Annotated in this window: 15 protein-coding genes and 1 pseudogene; 10 read left to right on the forward strand and 6 right to left on the reverse strand. The window is 73.2% G+C overall.

From position 1 onward, the window contains the following. The first annotated feature begins 21 nt into the window (after positions 1–21). Positions 22–2,123 (forward strand): annotated as a pseudogene (locus tag GA0070620_RS21220) (carboxypeptidase-like regulatory domain-containing protein). Between the two features lie 157 nt (positions 2,124–2,280). Here the strand turns inward: GA0070620_RS21220 and GA0070620_RS21225 are convergent. The 4 genes from GA0070620_RS21225 to purS form a co-directional block, all read right to left on the reverse strand. Beyond that, complete coding sequence (locus GA0070620_RS21225; RefSeq protein ID WP_091593517.1) at positions 2,281–3,036, reverse strand: 2-phosphosulfolactate phosphatase; 756 nt, start codon at positions 3,034–3,036, stop codon at positions 2,281–2,283. Between the two features lie 4 nt (positions 3,037–3,040). Further along, complete coding sequence (purL, locus tag GA0070620_RS21230; RefSeq protein WP_091593519.1) at positions 3,041–5,740, reverse strand: phosphoribosylformylglycinamidine synthase subunit PurL; 2,700 nt, start codon at positions 5,738–5,740, stop codon at positions 3,041–3,043. A gap of 70 nt (positions 5,741–5,810) precedes the next feature. Beyond that, positions 5,811–6,494, reverse strand: coding sequence for a phosphoribosylformylglycinamidine synthase subunit PurQ (gene purQ, locus GA0070620_RS21235; RefSeq protein WP_091593521.1), 684 nt, complete (start codon positions 6,492–6,494; stop codon positions 5,811–5,813). Continuing rightward, positions 6,491–6,754 carry a phosphoribosylformylglycinamidine synthase subunit PurS gene (gene purS, locus GA0070620_RS21240; RefSeq protein ID WP_091593523.1) on the reverse strand — a complete coding sequence of 88 codons (264 nt, stop codon included), beginning with the start codon at positions 6,752–6,754 and terminating at the stop codon, positions 6,491–6,493. The genes purQ and purS overlap by 4 nt, the downstream gene beginning before the upstream one ends. A 366-nt stretch (positions 6,755–7,120) precedes the next feature. Here purS and GA0070620_RS21245 point away from each other — a divergent pair, with 366 nt between their 5' ends. Next, entirely contained in the window at positions 7,121–7,804 is a 684-nt protein-coding gene (locus GA0070620_RS21245; RefSeq protein ID WP_091593525.1) for a S1 family peptidase, read from the forward strand. 24 nt (positions 7,805–7,828) lie between these two features. Then, on the forward strand, positions 7,829–8,395 hold the full coding sequence (locus GA0070620_RS21250) for a YbjQ family protein (RefSeq protein ID WP_091593527.1): 567 nt from the start codon (positions 7,829–7,831) through the stop codon (positions 8,393–8,395). Positions 8,396–8,551: 156 nt separating this feature from the next. Here GA0070620_RS21250 and purB read toward each other — a convergent pair whose 3' ends face one another. After that, positions 8,552–9,976 (reverse strand): adenylosuccinate lyase, encoded by a 1,425-nt coding sequence (purB, locus tag GA0070620_RS21255; protein WP_091599128.1) that lies wholly within the window; start codon positions 9,974–9,976, stop codon positions 8,552–8,554. A gap of 177 nt (positions 9,977–10,153) precedes the next feature. On the opposite strand from purB, the gene GA0070620_RS21260 reads away from it, so the two are divergent. Beyond that, positions 10,154–12,478, forward strand: coding sequence for a PKD domain-containing protein (locus GA0070620_RS21260; protein ID WP_091593528.1), 2,325 nt, complete (start codon positions 10,154–10,156; stop codon positions 12,476–12,478). A gap of 73 nt (positions 12,479–12,551) precedes the next feature. Here GA0070620_RS21260 and GA0070620_RS21265 read toward each other — a convergent pair whose 3' ends face one another. Further along, entirely contained in the window at positions 12,552–13,844 is a 1,293-nt protein-coding gene (locus GA0070620_RS21265) for an acetyl-CoA C-acetyltransferase (protein ID WP_091593531.1), read from the reverse strand. Positions 13,845–13,898: 54 nt separating this feature from the next. Here GA0070620_RS21265 and GA0070620_RS21270 point away from each other — a divergent pair, with 54 nt between their 5' ends. From GA0070620_RS21270 to GA0070620_RS21295, 6 genes are all read left to right on the forward strand, one after another. After that, the gene (locus tag GA0070620_RS21270) at positions 13,899–15,254 is read left to right on the forward strand and encodes a 3-oxoacyl-ACP reductase (protein WP_091593533.1); all 1,356 of its coding nucleotides are present in this window, start codon (positions 13,899–13,901) and stop codon (positions 15,252–15,254) included. After that, entirely contained in the window at positions 15,254–16,174 is a 921-nt protein-coding gene (locus tag GA0070620_RS21275; RefSeq protein ID WP_091593535.1) for a MaoC/PaaZ C-terminal domain-containing protein, read from the forward strand. Before GA0070620_RS21270 ends, GA0070620_RS21275 begins: the two co-directional genes overlap by 1 nt. 86 nt (positions 16,175–16,260) lie before the next feature. Continuing rightward, positions 16,261–17,013 (forward strand): NUDIX hydrolase, encoded by a 753-nt coding sequence (locus GA0070620_RS21280; protein WP_091593536.1) that lies wholly within the window; start codon positions 16,261–16,263, stop codon positions 17,011–17,013. Next, a complete protein-coding gene (locus GA0070620_RS21285; protein ID WP_091593539.1) occupies positions 17,010–17,960 on the forward strand; it encodes a protein kinase family protein in 951 nt (316 codons plus the stop codon). The genes GA0070620_RS21280 and GA0070620_RS21285 overlap by 4 nt, the downstream gene beginning before the upstream one ends. A gap of 10 nt (positions 17,961–17,970) precedes the next feature. Then, positions 17,971–18,930, forward strand: coding sequence for a hypothetical protein (locus GA0070620_RS21290; RefSeq protein WP_091593541.1), 960 nt, complete (start codon positions 17,971–17,973; stop codon positions 18,928–18,930). Further along, positions 18,927–20,201, forward strand: a complete 1,275-nt coding sequence (locus GA0070620_RS21295) for an adenylosuccinate synthetase (RefSeq protein WP_091593543.1) — start codon at positions 18,927–18,929, stop codon at positions 20,199–20,201. Before GA0070620_RS21290 ends, GA0070620_RS21295 begins: the two co-directional genes overlap by 4 nt. Positions 20,202–20,221 lie beyond the last annotated feature (20 nt).

Consider the following 20,221-nt stretch of genomic DNA (forward strand, 5'->3'; position numbering starts at 1 on the left):
TGCCGACGGCGTATTCGTACCGTGATTATCCCGGCCCGGCCTCCGCCGGGTGAAGGAAGTCAGTCCGGAAGGCGGTGGACGTGTCAACACACCGACGTGCCTGGAAGCAGCGGGCCGGTGTGGTCGTAGCGCTGGTTGCCGGCGCCCTGTTCGCCCTCCCCGCCACACCAGCCCTGGCCGCACCCAGCGTCGCCAACGTCTCCGCCTCCCCCGGCACCGTCCAGGCGGGCGGGGAGTTCACGGTGAGCTACAACCTCACCGTCGATGACCAACCGGTCGACGTCAATGTCAGTTCGAACAACTCCAAGGTGCAGTGCATCGAGGGGTGCGACCGGGGAAGCGTCAAGGACAGCGGTCAATCCACCGCCAAGTTCAAGGTGGCCGACGACGCGCAAAACGGGCAGGCCCGCATCACGGTGCGCGCCAACGCTCCTGGTCTGGGTGGCAGCGACGAGGGCTCCACGACGGTCAACCTGACGGCCAAGGCCGCTCCGCCGCCGCCGCCGACCGAGCAGCAGACCGTCCGGTCGATCTCCGGCAAGGTCGTCGTCCAGGCGAACGGTGACGCGGTGCCGAACGCCGTCGTCATGCTCCAGGACAGCACCGGCCGGCTGCAGCAGACCTCAAGTGACGGCAGCGGAAACTTCCGGTTCACCGGCACCACCGACCGCCCGATCGCGCCGGGCCGGATCGACCTCGGCGCCAGCTTCGACAACATCGTGGCGCGCAAGAGCATCAACGCCAGCGCCGGACAGACCGTCACCGGCCAGCGGATCAGCCTCGCGATCAAGGTCGAGGTGACGCCGAGCGCCACCCCGTCGGCCACCGAGGAGGCGCTGCCCACCGAGGAGGCGACCGAGGAGGGCACGGAGGAGACCCCCGAGGCGACCGAGGGCGCGGCGGCCAACAACGCCTCGAACGAGGACTCCGGGGGCAGCGCGGCCTCGTACATCATCATCCTGCTCGGCGGCCTGCTCGTCGCCGCGGGCGTCGGCACGATCGTGCTGCTCTGGATGAAGCGCAAGGACAGCTCGGACGGCACCGACGACGACGCGCCGAACGGTGCCGCCGCTGCCGGTGGTGTGCCGGCCTACCGCGGTGCCGACGACCGGACCCGGGTGGTCAACCCGGTGGGCGCCGGTCCGGACCCGACGATGGTCGCCGGTGGCGCCGCCCTGAGCGAGGCCCCGACCATGATGCACCGGCCGGTGGTGGACGACGTCCCGCCGGACCCGTACGGTGTCCCGCCCCAGCAGACGTACGGCGCCAACGGCCAGCAGGGCTGGGCCGGCGGCGGCTACGGCGACGAACCGGCCGGCTACGGCGCCGGTGGCTACGGCAATGCGCCCTCCTCCGGCGGCGGCTACAACAACACGCCCGGCTCGGGCGGCGCCTACGGCGCCGGTGACGGCGGCTACGGCAACGCCCCCGGTTCGGGTGGTGGCTACGGCGCCGCCGGTGACGGCGGCTACGGCAACGCCCCGGGCTCCGGCGGTGGCTACGGTGCCGGTGGCGACGCCGGCTACGGCAGCCGGGACTACACCGCCCCGGCGGGCGGGGCGGGCTACCCGCCGGCCCCGGCGGGTGCCGGCGCTGGCTACGGCGAGCGGTACGACGAACCCACCGGCCGCTACCCCGGCGAGAACACCCAGTACCCGGCCCCGGCCGACCCGTACGCAACCGGGCTCTACGAGCAGGGCCAGGGCTACGGGCAGGCGGAGCCCGCGCCGTACGGCCGGGGTGCCGAACCGACCGGCGGCTACGGCCAGCAGGGCGGCTACGACCAGGGCGGCTACGGCCAGCAGGGCGGGTACGACCAGCCGACCGGCGGCTACGGCCAGGAGCCGGCGCCGCAGCACGGTGGTGGCTACGGCCAGGAGCCCTCGACGCAGCGCGGCGGCTACGACGACCGCGGCTACGACCAGGGCGGTTACGGCCAGGGCGGCGGTTACGGCCAGGAGCCCCCGACGCAGCGCGGCGGCTACGACGACCGCGGCTACGACCAGGGTGGCTACGGCCAGGGCGGCGGCTACGGCGACCAGAACCAGGGTGGCCGTGGCGGCCGGGACGGCGGCCCGCAGCAGGACCGGGGCGGCCGTCGGCTGGACTGGCTGGACGACTGACCGGCGGGCGACCGCCACGAGGCACGACCACGAAGGGGCCGACCGGGACCACCGGGCGGCCCCTTCGGGCTTTCGACGGCGCCGACGAGACAGCCGGGTGCGCGGGATCGAGCGCCGTACCGGCGGGATCGGGTGCCGGACCGGATCGGGGCCGGGTTCAGGCGGCTGAGAATCTGCCCTGGTACAGCACCGGCACCACGTCCGACACGTCGACCTGGACGGCGATCTCGACGTCCCCGGCGAAGCCGTGCTCGACCAGTTCCCGCCCGGAGACACAGCCGCGAACGGCGGCCGGCACGTCCGGAGTGCTGGCGAGCGCGGCGAGCGCCATCGCCGCCTCCACGGACAGCCCACCCGGCACGCCGGAGAGGGCGTCCAGCACGCTGGCCGCCCCGAGCTGGTCCTCCACCGACGGGCGCAACGAGCCGTCCGGCCAGCGTTCCCCGGCGGCGATCACCCCGATCGGGGCGTCCGTCGAGCCGTACCCCTGGCGGCGCAGCCAACCCCCGACGGCGCGCGCGTTGCGCAGGCAGGCCGCCACCACCGGCAGGCCGGTGGCGCTGGCCGCGGCGCTGATGGCGGAGCCGTTCGGTGAGGGCAGCACCAGGTCGGCGACGACCGGTGCGGCGCTCAGCGCCGCCGGGGAGAGCGACCACGGCCGCTCCGGGCTCGCCTGCCGGCGGCCCACGGCGGCGACGGCACCGACGCGGCGGGCGTAGTCGGCGGCCTGGTCACCCCACGGAAACGGGTGCACCCGCATGCCCCGGGCGACGGCGACCTCGACGGCGGTGGTGAACGAGAGCACGTCCACCACCACCAACGCGGCACAGACACGGCTGAGTTCGGCCGCGCCCGTCAGGCCCCAGTCGAAGCGGGCACCGGATCCGGGCTGGGCGTAGACCGCAGCGGTCAACGCCTCAGCGCTCGTCAGGCGCCGACGGCTGTTCGGTGGCACCGGAGTCGGCGTCGCCCGGCTCGGCCGTCGCCTCGGTGGCGACCGGCTCCACCGGACCCGCCGGCGCGACCGGCCCGGCCGAGGCGATCGGCTCGCTCTCGACCGACTCCGGGTCGACCGACGCGACCTCGGCGGCCGGTTCGGTGACCGGCAGCGGAACCGCCTCGACGGCCCCGGCCACCCCGGCGGCCGGCGCCGGAACCTCGACCGCCGACTCACCGCTGCCGAACAGGCGCGGCAGGGTGGCGGTGTGGGCGGCGCGCAGCTCGTCCAGGCCGATCCGGAACTGGCCGTGCACCTCCAGCGCGCCGCCGGCCGGGTCGGTGACACCGATCAGCTCGAACGGCACGCCACGCTCGGCGCAGAGCGCGGTGAACGCCTTCTCATGTCCGCGCGGCACCGACACGAGCACCCGCCCGGCGGACTCGCTGAACAGGTAGACGAACGGCATCGAGCCGGCGGCGAACTGCTCCGGCACCGCGATCCGCGCACCCACCCCGCGCCGCAGGCAGGACTCGACCAGGCTCTGGGCGAGACCACCGTCGGAGAGATCGTGCGAGGAGCTGAGGTGGCCGACCCGGGCGGCCTCGGCCAGCAGCTCGGCGAGCGCCTTCTCGCGGGCCAGGTCGACCTGCGGCGGGATGCCGCCGAGGTGCTCGTGCGTCACCCAGGCCCACTCCGAGCCGGAGAGCTCGACGTGCGTCTCGCCCAGCAGGAAGAGCTGGTCGTGGTCGCCGTTCGGCCGCGGCACGAAGCCCATCGGCACCCGGTCGGCGACGTTGTCCAGCACGCCGAGCACACCGACCACCGGGGTCGGGTGGATCGCCGCCGCGCCGGTCTGGTTGTAGAAGCTCACGTTGCCGCCGGTCACCGGGATGCCCAGCTCGGCGCAGCCGTCCGCCAGACCGCGAACGGCCTCGGCGAACTGCCACATCACGGCCGGGTCCTCCGGCGAGCCGAAGTTGAGGCAGTTGGTGACGGCGATCGGCTTCGCGCCGCTCGCGGCCACGTTCCGGTACGCCTCGGCCAGCGCGAGCTTCGTGCCGTTGTACGGGTCGAGTCGGGTGTAACGGCCGTTGCCGTCCACCGACAGCGCCACGCCCAGGCCGGTCCGCTCGTCGATGCGGATCACACCGGAGTCCTCCGGCTGGGCGAGCACCGTGTTGCCCAGGACGTAGCGGTCGTACTGCTCGGTGACCCAGGTCTTGTCGGCCAGGTTCGGCGACGCGATCATGCGCAGCACGGTCTCCCGCAGCGCCTCCGCGTCGGCCGGCCGGGGCAGCGTCTCCGCCCGGTCGGCCTGGAGCAGGATCAGGTCGGCCGGCTCCCGCATCGGGCGGGCGTAGACCGGGCCGTCGTCGACCAGGGAGCCCGGCGGCACGTCGACCACCAGGTGGTCCCGCCAGGTGATGGTCAGCCGGCCAGGGCTCCCGTCCGGCGCCGCGGCGGTGACCTCACCGATCGCGGTGGCGAGAACGCCCCACTTGTCGGCGGTCTTCAGCACGGCGTCGAGCTTGTCCGGCTCGACGACCAGCAGCATCCGCTCCTGCGACTCGCTGGCCAGGATCTCGTGCGGCTCCATCGACGGCTCGCGCAGCGGCACCCGCTCCAGCCACACCCGCATGCCGGTGCCGGCCGCGGCGGCGGTCTCGGTGAGCGCGCAGGTCAGGCCGGCGCCGCCGAGGTCCTGGATGCCGACGACCAGTTCGGCGTCGTACAGCTCCAGGCACGCCTCGATCAGGAGCTTCTCGGTGAACGGGTCGCCCACCTGCACGGCCGGTCGGCGCGCCTCGCTGCCCTCGTCGAAGGTGGCGCTGGCCAGCACCGACACACCGCCGATGCCGTCCCGGCCGGTCTTGGCACCCATCAGCACCACGACGTTCCCGGGGCCGGCGGCGGCCTTGTTCTGAAGCCGGTTGACCGGCAGCACACCGAGGCAGAGCGCGTTGAGCAGCGGGTTGCCCTGGTAGGACGGGTCGAAGACCAGCTCACCGCCGATGTTCGGCAGGCCGAGGCAGTTGCCGTAGCCGCCGACGCCGGCGACGACGCCGGTGAGCACCCGCGCGGTGTCCGGGTGGTCGGCCGCGCCGAAGCGCAGCGGGTCCATCACGGCGACCGGGCGGGCGCCCATCGCCAGGATGTCCCGGACGATGCCGCCGACGCCGGTGGCCGCGCCCTGGTAGGGCTCGACGAAGCTGGGGTGGTTGTGCGACTCGACCTTGAAGGTCACGGCCAGCTCGTCGGAGACCTGCACCACACCGGCGTTCTCACCGATGCCGGCGAGGAGCCGGTCGCTCGGCGGAGCCTTCTCGCCGAACTGGCGCAGGTGCACCTTGCTGGACTTGTACGAGCAGTGCTCGCTCCACATGATCGAGTACATGGCCAGCTCGGCCTGCGTGGGCCGCCGGCCGAGGATCTGCCGGATCCGGTCGTACTCGTCGTCGAGGAGCCCCAGCTCGGTGTACGGCTGGAGCTCGCCCGGAGTGCCACCGGCGCGCGGCACGGTGTCCACGCCGTCAGCCCAGTCGGCGGGTGCCGGCTCGGCGGGCCGGGCCGGGGCGGCCGGCGGTACGACGTCGGCCGCGCGCGACTCCGCCGGCTGCGCCGGAGCGGCCGGGAAGGACTCCGGCGTCTCGCGTACCGGGTCCGGATGGGTGGTCATGACCTCTCCTCGCTGCGCTCGTGGCCGCCCGTCGGGCGGTTGAGCTGACCGATGATCCTGTCGCCGCCGGTCACGCCGGCGCCCCCACCAGGTGCTTGAGGACCGAGGTGAAGAAGCCGAGCCCGTCCAGCGAGGGGCCGGTGAGCGCCTCGACCGCGTGCTCGGGGTGCGGCATGATGCCGACCACGTTCCCGGCCTCGTTGGTGATCGCGGCGATGTCGCGCTGCGACCCGTTCGGGTTGCCGCCGATGTAGCGGGCGACGACGCGGCCCTCCGCCTCGAGCTGGTCGAGCGTCGCGTCGTCCGCGACGTAGCAGCCCTCGCCGTTCTTCACCGGGATCAGGATCTCCTGGCCCGGCTGGAACGCGTTGGTCCACGCGGTGCCGGCCGTCTCGATCCGCAGGAACTGGTCCCGGTTACGGAAGTGCAGGTGCTGGTTGCGGGTGAGCGCGCCCGGCAGCAGGTGGGCCTCGCAGAGGATCTGGAAGCCGTTGCAGATGCCGAGGACCGGCAGGCCACCGCGGGCCGCGTCGACGATCGACTCCATGACCGGGGCGAATCGGGCGATCGCGCCGCAGCGCAGGTAGTCGCCGTAGGAGAAGCCACCGGGCAGGACGACCGCGTCCACGCCGTGCAGGTCCGGGTCACCGTGCCAGAGCCGGACGGCCTCGGCGCCGGCGATCCGGACGGCCCGGGCGGCGTCCCCGTCGTCGAGCGAGCCGGGGAAGGTCACCACTCCGACCCGGGCGGTCACGGTCGCGCGCCCGCGGTCTCGTCGGCTTCGACCAGGCGGACGGTGAAGTCCTCGATGACCGGGTTGGCGAGCAGTTTGTCCGCGATCTCCCGGGCCCGGTCCAGGTCCGGTTCACCGGTGAACTCGATCTCGATCCGCCTACCGATCCGGACCGAGGCGACGTCGCTGACGCCGAGCCGCGGCAGCGCGTTTGCGACAGCCTGGCCCTGCGGATCGAGGATCTCGGGCTTGAGCATGACGTCGACGACGACGCGAGGCACTGGGCACTCCTGACTGTGTACGCAGTTGGGTGCCGACCCACAAGGGGCGAGCGCAGCCAGCCTACCTGGCAGATACGGGTCCGGCCGCACCGGCCGGGCCCCGTCGAGCCAGTGATCGACGTGACCACACGCCGGAGGGCCGGCAGAGCGCTCCGACGAGCGCCGCACCCGCTCCCACCAGGCCATTTACGGCGCCGACGGTCGCCGAATCGTTACATAGACCAATCTCGATCGAATCCTTGATATCAACCGGGCCGACCCCTAACCTACATCGACAGAGTTCGATGATCCGTTGGCGGGTGATCCCCGCCACCGGCCACCCGCGCCCGGCGAACCCGGGTCCCCAGCGTCAAGGAGTCCAGCGACATGCGTATCCGTTCCCTGCTCGTGGCGGTCAGTACCGCGCTGGTCGGCGTCGTCGGCGCCGCCTCGGGCGCGGCCGCCGCCCCGGCCGGTCCCCAGCCGATCATCGGCGGCGGCACCGTCTCGTCCGCCCCGTGGGCCGCCGCCGTCCTCAGCAACGGCTCGTTCACCTGCTCCGGCAGTGTCATCGCCCCGCAGTGGGTGCTCACCGCCCGCCACTGCATCAGCGGCACCATGTCGGTGCGGGTCGGCAGCGTCAACCGCACCTCCGGCGGGGTCACCCGGACGGTCAGCGCCACCTACACCCGCTACGACCTGGCCCTGATGCGCCTGTCCAGCTCGGTGAGCACCTCCGCGGTGACGCTGGCCACCGCCAACCCGCCGATCGGCTCGACCAACTCGATCTACGGCTGGGGCATGACCTGCTACAGCGGCTGCTCCGCGTCGACCCAGCTCAAGACCGCCAACGTCCAGGTGACCAGCAACAGCGCCACCGACGCGTACGGCGGGCAGGCGATCCGGAGCACGCGGATCAACGGGAACGCCTGGCGTGGCGACTCGGGCGGCCCGCAGTTCTACAACGGCCGCCAGGTCGGCGTCGCCTCGACCGCCGACGGTTCGAGCATCCAGAACTACGGCAGCGTCGCGTACAACCGGGCCTGGATCACCTCAACGGCCGGTGTCTGACGGTTAGCGCCCCGAGCGGCGCGGATGGTCGGCGACGCGCCGGCCGTCCGCGCCGCGCCGTTTTTCAGCATCCGATCAGGTGAACAACCTTCGCGATCAGGTGAGGGCGACCCTGACAGCATCGGAAACGTGCTGGTCGTGACGACGGACCAACTGCCGGGCTACGAAATCCGCCAGATCCTCGGTGAGGTGGTGTCATCGATGGCCAGGACCCGCAACCCGTACCGCGAGGGGGTCAAGAACCTGCGCGGTGGGGCGTACGACCCGATGGCGCCGGACAACCTCACCCGCTGGCGTACGGACTCGGTGGCCCGCCTCGGCGAGGAGGCCCGCCGACTCGGCGCGAACGCGGTGATCGGGATGCGGTTCGACAGCCGGGACTGCGGCGAGATGTGGATGGAGATCTGCGCGTACGGGACGGCGGTGATCGTCGTACCCAAGGTGCCGGACGTCATGCCGCCCGACCAGCCGCTGGTCGCCGCGGAGACCGCCCACGACCCGGAGATCGCGTCGGCGCCCGGCGGCATCGCCGAACCCGCGAGCGCCCCCAACCTCTCCACAGCCGCCGAAACCCCCACCCGAGACGCCTAACGGCCCCCGGCCCCGCCCGACCCGGCCCCCCGCCCGACCCCAGCCTCGGTGATCAAGAACTTTGCGTCAGATTGGAGATCAATCCTGACGCAAAGCTCTTGATCACCGGGCGGAACCCGGGCGGAACCAGGACGGAATCAGGGCCGCGGGGTGGGGTCAGAGGATGGGGGGTGGGGAGTAGGTGGCGGCTTCGGGGTGAGCTTCGACGATCTTGGTGATGCGGCGGGTGACCGCCTGGACCTGCGCCGGGGCGGCGCCGACGAACGCGGCCCGGTCGGAGACCAGCTCGTCGATCTCGGCCCGGGTCAGGTTGAGGCGGCCGTCCGCGGCGAGCCGGTCGAACAGGTCGTTCTCCAGGGCACCCTTCTCGCGCATACCGAGCGCCACGGCAACCGCGTGCTCCTTGATCACCTCGTGTGCGACCTCCCGCCCGACACCACGCCGGACGGCCGCCACCAGGATCTTCGTCGTCGCCAGGAAGGGCAGGAAACGCTCCAGCTCCCGGTTGATCACCGCTGGGTACGCCCCGAACTCCTCCAGCACGGTGAGGAAGGTCTGGAACAGCCCGTCGGCGGCGAAGAACGCGTCCGGCAGGGCCACCCGGCGCACCACCGAGCAGGAGACGTCGCCCTCGTTCCACTGGTCGCCGGCCAGCTCGCCGACCATCGACAGGTAACCCCGGATGATCACCGCGAAGCCGTTCACCCGCTCGCTCGACCGGGTGTTCATCTTGTGCGGCATCGCGCTGGACCCGACCTGACCGGGCTTGAAGCCCTCGGTCACCAGCTCCTGGCCGACCATCAGCCGGATCGTCGTCGCCAGCGAGGACGGCGCCGCCGCCACCTGGGCCAGCGCGGAGAGCACGTCGAAGTCGAGCGAACGCGGGTAGACCTGCCCGACGCTGTCCAGCACCCGCGAGAAGCCCAGGTGCTCGGCGACCCGGCGCTCCAGCTCGGCGACCTTGTCGGCGTCGCCGTCGAACAGGTCGAGCTGGTCGGCGGCGGTACCCACCGGGCCCTTGATCCCCCGCAACGGGTAGCGGGTGATCAGGTCCTCCAGCCGCTCGTACGCGATGAGCAGCTCCTCCGCGGCCGACGCGAAGCGCTTGCCCAGCGTGGTGGCCTGCGCGGCCACGTTGTGCGAGCGGCCGGTCATCACCAGGCCGGAGTACTCGTGCGCGTGCCAGGCAAGCCGGGCCAGCGTGGCGACCACCCGGTCCCGGATCAGCTCCAGCGACGCCCGGACCTGAAGCTGCTCGACGTTCTCGGTGAGGTCCCGGGAGGTCATCCCCTTGTGCACCTGCTCGTGCCCGGCGAGCGCGCTGAACTCCTCGATCCGGGCCTTCACGTCGTGCCGGGTGACCCGCTCCCGTGCCGCGATCGAGGCCAGGTCGACGTCGTCGACGACCCTCTCGTACGCCTCGACGGCCCCGTCCGGGACCGGCACGCCGAGGTCGCGCTGGGCGCGGAGCACAGCCAGCCACAGCCGGCGTTCCATCCGGACCTTCTCCTCCGGCGACCAGAGGGCGACCAACTCCGGGGAGGCGTAACGGTGGGCGAGCACGTTCGGGATCGTCGTCACGTACCGCATTCTCTCCCACCAGGCTCGGGGCCCGGCGCGAGGTCGTGACGCGGCGGCGGCTGATGCCCCGCTGACCGGTTTGCGACCCGGGTCAGCGGTGTCGCGGATGGGACCGGAGAATGTGTTTTCTTCTCTCTTCCGGTTCACACCGGATCCTCTCCTCGACCGAGGACGCCCATGCGCATAACTTTCCTCGCCGGTCTCACCGCGCTGACGGTGGCCGGCGGCACCCTGCTGGCCGGCGCCGCCCCCGCACAGGCCGCCGACGAGAACACCCTCTACGTCCGGCAGAACGCCGCCACCGGCTGCTCCGACCAGAACCCGGGCACCCTGGCGCAGCCGTTCTGCTCCATCAGCGCCGCGGCCGCGGTCGTCACGGGCGGGCAGACCGTCGACATCGGCGGCGGCGCCTACCGTGAGCGGGTCGTCGTCCGGGCGTCGGGTACCCCGGAGCAGCCGACGGTGTTCCTCGGCAGCGGCAGCTCGGCGGCCCTGGTCGGGCCGACCGGCGGCTTCGACATGGACGGCCAGCACGACATCGTGCTCCAGAACCTCCGGGTCGTCGCCTCCGGCGACATGCCGGCCGTCGACGCGCGCAACTCCTCGGGAATCACCATCCGGGGCGGCGGCTACGCGGTCAGCAGCAGCGCCGCGACGCCCGTGATCCGGTTCGCCGGGGTGACGGAGTCCATGCTGACCCAGACGACCGTCACCGCGGGGCAGGCCACCAACTCGGGCGTGGTCCTGGACGCGGCGAGCAGTGACGTGGACATCTGGGACACGAGTGTCAGCGGCAACGTCAACCGCGCCACCGCCGAACCCAGCACGGGGGTCCGGATCGACGGGCCCCGCAACCGATTCCTCAGCGGCAGTGTCGGCGGTTTCACCGGCACCGCCGTCCTGGTGGGCCCGGGCGCGACCGGCACGGTGGTGGCCAACAACACCGTCACCGGCGGGGCCGGCCACGGCATCCACAACAGCGGGGCCACCGGCACGGCGATCACCAACAACACCGTCCGGGACCGCTGCCGGGACGGGATCCGGGTCGACGGAGCCTCGTCCGGGGTCTCCGTGCAGAACAACGTGCTCTACCTGAACGGCTACTTCGGCCAGACCAACTGCGACCTCTCCCTGCTCGACGGGGTGGAGATCGGGGTCTACGGCGAGGCGGTCGGCAAGACGGTGGTCGACTACAACAACGCCCACCACTACGACTCCAACTCGCCGACGATCTATGCCTGGAACACCCGGATGAGCCTTCCAGCCTTCCGCGCCGCCTCCGGCCAGGCCGCTCACGACCGCGAGACCGGCAACACCAATGACAACGTCGACTCGGCGAACTCGGCGGCCCCCGGCTACCAGGAACTCGACAAGGACGGCCGCCCGCGGATCGACGACCCGGCCGTGGCGAACACCGGCGCCGGCCCGGTCGCCTACTCGGACCGGGGCGCGACGGAGACCTACCGACCGCCGACCTCGGCCTTCGAGGCCATCCTGGACCTCGCCACCCGCACGGTCACCGTGGACGCGAGCGCCTCGAAGCCCGGCCTCACACCGATCGACTCCTATCAGTTCAGCTTCGGGGACGGATCCACGATCACCCAGTCGTCGCCGGTGGCGACGCACACCTACGCCACGACCGGGGAGCGGGTCATCGGTGTCAAGGTGACCGCGACCGACGGCCGGACCGGCAACAGCACCAAGCAGGTGAGCGTGCTTCCGGTGGCGGCGAAGGTGGGCTTGCTGGCACTGTCCAACCGCCGCTACGTCCAGGCCGAACAGGACCGGAGCCTGCTGCCCAACCAGGCCGGCGTGACCACCGCGGGGCAACTTCAGCTCGCGGACGCCGGCAACGGCAAGGTCGCCCTCTTCTCGCCGCGCCACGGCAAGTTCTTCACCGCCGTGTCGTACGGCAGCGGGGTGCTGCTCGCGGACAGTCTGGTCGTCGGGCACGAGCAGACGTTCACCCAGATTCGGAACGGCGACGGCAGCATCAGCCTCCAGTCCGGTTGGGGCACGTACGTCACCGCCGACATCAGCGGCACCCTGCCGCTGATGGCCAGCGCGCCCACGATCGGCACGTGGGAGAAGTTCCACCAGGTCCCCGTCGCCGACGCCGGACGATCGCTGCAGGCGCGGGTGAACAGCAAGTACGTCACCGCCGACATCACCGGCACCGTTCCGCTGATCGCCAGCCGACCCACCGCCAGCACCTGGGAACGGTTCGACATCGTCGACCTCGGCGACGGGCAGGTCGCCCTCCTCGCCCGCTCCAACAACCGCTTCGTCACCGCCGACGGCGCCGGCGCCAAGCCGCTGCTCGCCTCCCGACCCACCGTCTCCCTCTGGGAACGATTCGTCCGGGTCAACAACAGCGACGGCACGGTGAGCTTCCGCGCCGTGGTCAACAACCGCTACGTCAGCGCCGACGGCGCCGGCAGCAAACCCCTCATCGCCAACGGCCCCAGCATCAACCTCTGGGAGAAGTACACCCTCGGCTGAGCCGTAGGTAAGGAAACGCCGACGCCCGCCAGACCACCGCCTGGCGGGCGTCGCCGCGTACGGGGGCGTCGGCTCAGCGCTCCAGGATCGCCGTGACGCCCTGGCCGCCGGCCGCGCAGATGGAGATCAGGCCGCGTCCGCCGCCCTTCTCGGCCAGCAGCTTCGCCAGCGTGGCGACGATCCGGCCGCCGGTGGCGGCGAACGGGTGCCCGGCCGCCAGCGAGGAGCCGTTGACGTTGAGCCGGTCCCGGTCGATCGCGCCGAGCGGGGCGTCCAGCCCGAGCCGGTCCTTGCAGAACTCCGGCGACTCCCAGGCGGCCAGGGTGGCCAGCACCTGCGACGCGAACGCCTCGTGGATCTCGTAGTAGTCGAAGTCCTGAAGGGTCAGGCCGGCCCGGGCGAGCATCCGCGGCACCGCGTACGCGGGGGCCATGAGCAGGCCCTCGTCGCCGTGCACGAAGTCGACGGCGGCCGTCTCGGACCAGCTGAACCAGGCGAGCACGGGCAGGTTGTGCTCGCGGGCCCACTCCTCGGTCGCGAGCAGCACGGTCGACGCCCCGTCGGTGAGCGGCGAGGAGTTGCCGGCCGTCATGGTGGCCTGGTCGGCGTCCGCGCCGCGCGTGCCGAAGACCGGCTTCAGCGAGCCCAGCTTCTCCAGGCTGGTGTCGGGGCGGAGGTTCTGGTCCCGGGTCAGCCCCAGGTAGGGCGTCATCAGGTCGTCGAAGAAGCCCCGGTCGTAGGCGGCGGCGAGCCGCTGGTGCGAGCGCAACGCCAGCTCGTCCTGCGAACGCCGGTCGATGTTCCAGGTCAGCGCGGTGCGGGCGGCGTGGTCGCCCATCGACAGCCCGGTGCGCGGCTCGGCGTTGCGCGGGATCTCCGGCTTGAACGGCTGGAGCGGGCGCAGCTTCGCCGCCACCTTGAGCCTTTCGCCGAGCGTCCGGGCGCTGTTGAGTTTGATGAGCGTGCGGCGGAGGTCCTCGTTGACGGCGAGGGGCGCGTCGGAGGTGGTGTCCACGCCGCCGGCGATGCCGACGTCGATCTGCCCGAGGGCGATCTTGTTGGCGACCAGGATCGCCGCCTCCAGGCCGGTGCCGCAGGCCTGCTGGATGTCGTACGCGGGGGTGTGCGGGTCGAGCCGGGAGCCGAGCACCACCTCGCGGGTGAGGTTGAAGTCACGGGAGTGCTTGAGCACCGCGCCGGCGACCACCTCGCCGACCCGCTGGCCGGCCAGCCCGTAGCGGGCCACCAGCCCGTCCAGCGCCGCGCCGAGCATGTCGGCGTTGGACGCGCTCGCGTAGCGCGAGTTGGAGCGGGCGAAGGGAATGCGGTTGCCGCCGATGACCGCGACCCGCCGGATGCTCTGCACGATCCGCCTCCTCAAGAGTGTTGCCCTTACCCTACTCGCCAGTAGGCTACGCCTATGACCGACAGGTACGCGAGCTTCGTCCAATCGGGGGCCGGCCGCGCGCTGGTCAAGCGCCTCGGGCTGCCCGACCCGCCGCGACTGCGCCGGCACCGCCCCGGCGACCCGCTCCTTCCCGGGCCCGCCCTGCTCGGGGCGGCCACCGGCGGCCGGCTCGTCGAGCCGGTCGGCAAGCTGCTGACCGCCGCCGGGGTCGAGCTGCGCGAGCCCGGCGGCGTCGCGCCGGCCGACCGCTTCGGCGCCCTGGTGTACGACGCCACCGGCATCACCGACTCGACCGGCCTGCGGCAGCTGTACGACTTCTTCCACCCGGCGGCCCGGTCGCTGACCCCGAGTGGCCGCGTGATGGTGCTGGGCACCCCGCCGGGCGAGTGCGCCGACCCTCGGGAAGCCACCGCGCAGCGGGCCCTGGAGGGGCTCACCCGCAGCATCGGCAAGGAGTTCGGCCGGGGCGTCACCGCCCAACTGGTCCACGTCACCGCCGACGGCGACGCCGGCACGCTGACCAGCCTCGAAGCCACCCTCCGCTTCCTGCTGTCCGGCCGGTCGGCGTACGTCTCGGGGCAGGTCGTCCGGATCGGCGCCGGGTCGGCGACGGCGCCCGCCGACTGGGACCGGCCGCTCGACGGGCAGGTCGTCCTGGTCACCGGCGCGGCCCGGGGCATCGGCGCGGCGCTGGCCCGCGTGCTCGCCCGCGACGGCGCGCGGGTGGTGGCGCTGGACGTCCCGGCGGCCGGTGACGCGTTGGCCGACGTGGCCAACGAGATCGGCGGGACGGCCGTCCAGCTCGACCTGACCGCGCCGGACGCGCCGACCCGGCTCGCCGAGCACCTCGCCACCCGCCACGGCCGGGTCGACGTGGTCGTGCACAACGCCGGGATCACCCGGGACAAGACGCTCGGCCGGATGGACGCCGACCGGTGGGACCAGGTGATCGACGTGAACCTCAGCAGTCAGGAACGGATCAACGACGAGTTGCTGGCCCGGGAGCTGATCCCGGCGGGCGGTCGGCTCGTCTCGGTCTCCTCGATCGCCGGGATCGCCGGCAACCGGGGCCAGACCAACTACGCGACCAGCAAAGCCGGCGTGATCGGCCTGGTCGACTCGCTCGCCCCGGCCCTGCGCGGGCGCGGGATCAGCGTCAACGCGGTCGCCCCCGGCTTCATCGAGACCCGGCTGACCGCCCGGATCCCGGTGGTGATCCGCGAGGCGGGACGCCGCATGAACAGCATGTCCCAGGGCGGGTTGCCGGTGGACGTCGCCGAGACCATCGGCTGGCTGGCGTGGCCGGCCAGCGGCGCGGTCAGCGGCAACGTCGTCCGGGTCTGCGGCCAGAGTCTGCTGGGGGCGTGATGAGCGCGTCCTCTCCTGCCGGCCCCGCGTCGGAGCCGACCACCCCCGCGTCCTCCACCGGCCGGACGGCCGTCGAGCTGCCCCGCCTGCCCGCCGCCGGTGCGCTCTACCGGCGGGCCCTGCTCGGGGCGCTGCCCGGGCTGGGCGGCCGACGCGCGGCGGACGTGCCGGCGGTCGAGCTGGGCGTCACCGGGGTGCCGGTGGACCGCGCCCACCTGGCCGACTACGACCGGGTCTGCGGGTTCCGCCTGGCCGACCGGCTGCCGGCGACGTACCTGCACGTGCTCGGGTTCCCGCTGTCGCTGCGGCTGATGACGGCCGCCGACTTCCCCATCCCGCTGACCGGTGTGGTGCACGTGGCGAACCGCATCACCGTGCACCGGCCGGTCCAGGTGGGCGAGAGCGTCGACTTCCGCACGTACGCGGAGAACCTTCGTCCGCACGAGCGGGGTCGGCAGCTCGACGTGGTGCTGGTCGGCTCGGTCGGCGGCGAGGAGGTTTGGCGAGGCGTGTCGACGTACCTCGGGAAGCAGCGCACGGCGGGCGGCGGCCCGCGGCGCGACCGGGGTGACCGCCCGGCGCCGCCGGCCTCGTCGGCGCAGTGGCGGGTGACGCCGCGGGTGGGTACGGACTACGCGCGGGTCTCCGGCGACCACAACCCGATCCACACCTCGCGGCTCGGCGCGCGGCTGTTCGGCTTCCCGCGCCCGATCGCGCACGGCATGTGGAGCAAGGCCCGCTGCCTGGCCGCGCTGGAGAGCCGGCTACCGGAGTCGTACGCGGTCGACGTGTCGTTCAAGCTGCCGGTGCCGCTGCCGTCCACGGTGGCCTTCAGCGCCTCCGCGACCGGCACGAGCTGGGATTTCGCGCTGCACGGCGCCCGGGACGGGAGACCGCACCTGGTCGGAACCGTCCGCTGAGGAGAAAGAGGGGGCTTGGCGTCCCCTCTTTTGTGCGCTAAGTTGTTCTCAGATTGAGTTGTTCTCAAGCCGAGAAGGTGAGCGCCGTGAACGAGCAGGACTTCCTCGCCGGGTACGACCCCCGGGACTACCCGGCGGTCGCGGTCACCGTCGACGTGGTCGCGCTGACCATCCGGGAGAGCGCGCTGCACCTGCTGCTGATCCGGCGGGGCGCGCCCCCGTTCGAGGGGCACTGGGCGCTGCCCGGCGGCTTCGTCCGCCCGGACGAGGACCTGGCCACCGGTGCCCGGCGCGAGCTGGCGGAGGAGACCGGGCTCGGCGGCGACCGGCTGCGACGGGTGCACCTGGAACAGCTCGGCAGCTACGGCGCGCCCGACCGCGACCCGCGCATGCGGGTGGTCTCCGTCGCCCACCTGGCATTCGCCCCCGACCTGCCCGACCCGGTCGCCGACACCGACGCCGACGACGCCGTCTGGTTGCCGGTCACCGCGCTGACCAGCCGGCAGCTCGCCTTCGACCACGGGCGGATCATCGACGACGGGCTGGAACGGGCCCGGTCCAAGCTGGAATACACGCCACTGGCCACCCGGTTCCTCGCCCCCGAGTTCACGATCACCGACCTGCGGGCGGTCTACGAGACGGTCTGGGGCCACCCGCTGCACGCCGGCAACTTCCACCGCAAGGTGCTCTCGGTGCCGGGCTTCGTCGAGAGCACCGGCGCCAGCACCGAACGCGGCGGCGCGCGCGGCGGCCCCCGGGCCAAGCTCTACCGCGCCGGCGACGCCCACCTGCTGCACCCGGCCCTGCTGCGCCCCGCGCGGGAGGAGACGGTGCGATGAGAACGGAGGAGGCCATCCGGCTGGTCGGGGCGGCGCGCACCGACGCCGACCTGTTCGGCACCGACGCGCCGGCCCGCCGCTACCGCGAGCTGGTCGGCGCGCTGCACCCCGACCGGTTGGGCGCGGCCGATCCCCGGGTACACGCCGCCGCCGGCGACGCGCTCGTCACGGTCACCACCCGCTGGCGCGGCACCACCGCCCCCGCCCCCGCACACCTCGGCGACGTCGCCGACCTGCACGACCAGGGGGACGGGTGGTTGCTGAAGGTGCCCCGGCAGCCCGGCGACAACGACCTGATGGCCCGCGAGGCCCGCGCGTTGCGTCGGATCGCCGAGAAGGGCGACCGGCGCCACCTGGCGTACGTGCCCCGGCTGGTCGACTCCTACCCGGTGCGGGATCCGGCGACCGGCGCGGAACGGCTGGTCAACGAGCTGGCCACCGTGCCCGGGCTGCACAGCCTGGAGGAGGTGCGCCGCGCGTACCCGACCGGGGTGGACCCGCGCGACGCGGCCTGGATGTGGCGACGGCTGCTGGTCGCGCTCGGCCTGGCCCACCGGGCCGGTGTCGTACACGGCGCGGTGCTCCCCCGGCACGTGTTGATCGAGCCGGACGCGCACGGTCTGGTGCTGGTCGACTGGTGCTTCTCGACCGAGCCGGGCGGGCTCGTGCCGGCGCTGGTGCCCGGCCAGGAGGACTTCTACCCGCCGGAGGTCGCCGGGAAGCGACCCTGCGGGCCCGGCACCGACATCGCGCTGGCCGCCCGCTGCATGACGTGGTTGACGGCCGCCCGCGTGCCGGCGGAGCTGCGCGCCTTCGCGGCCGGCTGCCAGCGGCCCGCGCTCGCCGACCGGCCGGACGACGCGTGGCGGCTGCTGCGCGAACTCGACGAGGTGCTCGGCCGGCTGTACGGGCCGCGCACCTTCCGACCCTTCACCCTCAACCCGTAGGGAGGCTGCCATGGGCAGTGGAATCTGGTCCACCGACGTGTACGACGCCGCCGACCGCTACCGGCGGGCCACCGGCGCGAGCGCGTTCTCGTACAGCGACAGCGGGGCGCGCACCGTGCACCCGGCGCTCGACCCGCGCGGCGCGGTACGGGAGAGCCGCGACTCCGCCGAGCACCCGCAGTCGACGCCGATCGCGGTGCTCTTCGACGTCACCGGCTCGATGGGGCACGTGCCCCGGGTGTTGCAGAGCAAGCTGCCGCAGTTGCTCGGGCTGCTGCTCCGCCAGGGGTACGCCCGCGACCCGCAGGTCATGTTCGGTGCGATCGGTGACGCCACCTGCGACCGGGTGCCGTTGCAGGTCGGGCAGTTCGAGTCCGACAACCGGATGGACGACGACCTCGGCCGGATCGTGCTGGAGGGCGGCGGTGGCGGTCAGATGACGGAGTCGTACGAGCTGGCGCTCCACTTCATGGCCCGGCACACGGTCACCGACAGCTGGGACAAGCGGGGTCGGCGCGGCTACCTGTTCATCATCGGCGACGAGCTGGCGTACCCCCGGGTGAAGGCGTCCGAGGTGGCCCGCCTGATCGGCGACGACCTGGCCGAGGACGTGCCGGTCCGGCAGGTCGTGGACGAGGTGACCGCACGCTGGGACACCTACTACCTGCTCCCCGCCGGCAGCCACTACGCCGGCAACCGCAAGGTGCTCGACTTCTGGCGCGGCCTGCTCGGGCAGAACGCGGTCGAGCTGGAAGACCTGGACGCGGTCTGCGAGACGATCGCGCTCACCGTCGGGCTCGGCGAGCAGGCCATCGACCTGGATACCGGGCTGCGCGACCTGGACCGGGCCGGCTCCACGGCCACCGGGACCGTCTCCAAGGCGCTCGCCCGGCTGGACTCCGGCCGGCGCGCGGTGGCGACGCTGCCGTTCACCCCGACCGGCGGCGGGAGCGGGGTCACCCGGCTGTGAACCACGTGATGGTGGTCGACCTCGGCTACGGCGACGCCGGCAAGGGCACCGTGGTGGACCTGCTCTGCGCCACCCGGCCGGTGCACACGGTGGTCCGCTTCAACGGGGGCGCGCAGGCGGCGCACAACGTCGTCCTGCGCGACGGGCGGCACCACACGTTCGCGCAGTTCGGCGCCGGGACGTTCCGCCCCGGCGTGCGCACGCACCTGGCGCGGCACGTGGTGGTGGACCCGCTGGCGCTGGTCGCCGAGGCCGACCACCTCGCGGCGGTCGGGGTGCCCGACGCGCTCGACCGGTTGACCGTGGACGGGGAGGCGCTGCTGGCCACCCCGTACCACCGGGCCGCCAACCGGGCCCGGGAGATCGCCCGGGGAGCCGACCGGCACGGATCCTGCGGGTTGGGGGTGGGCGAGGCGGTCGCGTACGGGCTCGCCCACCCCGACGAGGCGCCCCGGGTGGCGGACTGCCGCCGCCCGGCGGTGCTGCGCCGCCGGCTCACCGCGCTGCGTGACCGGCTCACCGCCGAGCTGGGGCCGCTGGACGCGCCGCCGGTGGCGGACTGCCTGCCCGCGTACGCGGCCTTCGCCGAGCGGGTGGCGATCGTCGACCGGAGCTGGCTGGCGGGGGCGCTGCGCGAGGGAACCTGCGTCTTCGAGGGCGCGCAGGGGGTGCTGCTGGACGAGTGGCACGGCTTCCACCCGTACACCACGTGGAGCACCACGACCTTCGCCAACGCCGAGGCGCTGCTCGCCGAGGCGGGCCTGGCCGGCACCGCCCAGCGCCTCGGCGTGCTGCGGGTGACGACGACCCGGCACGGTCCCGGACCGCTGGTCACCGAGGACCCGGCGCTGCCGTTCACCGACCCCCGCAACCCGACGAACCCCTGGCAGGGCCGGTTCCGGTTCGGGCACTTCGACGCGGTCGCCCACCGGTACGCGCTGGACGTGGCCGGCGGCGTGGACGGGCTGGCGCTGACCCACCTCGACCTGACCCACCTCGACCGGGCCGGCCCCGCCCTGCGGATCTGCCGCCGCTACGAGGGACTCGACCGGCTGCCCCCCGGACCGGCCGGGGACCTCGACCGGCAGGCCGCGCTCACCGCCCGGCTGCTGCGCGCCCGCCCGGTGCTCGACGAGGCGCCGACCGACTGGCCGGCGACCGTCGAGGAGACGCTCGGCGCGCCGGTCCTGCTCACCTCGCACGGCCCGACCGCCGAGGCGAAGGCGGGGCCGCTGGCCGGCGTCTTTTGTGCGCGAAGGGCCTCCGCCTGACACCGTGCCCGCCGAGCATG

Source organism: Micromonospora krabiensis (genome assembly GCF_900091425.1).
Taxonomy (GTDB): Bacteria; Actinomycetota; Actinomycetes; order Mycobacteriales; family Micromonosporaceae; genus Micromonospora; species Micromonospora krabiensis.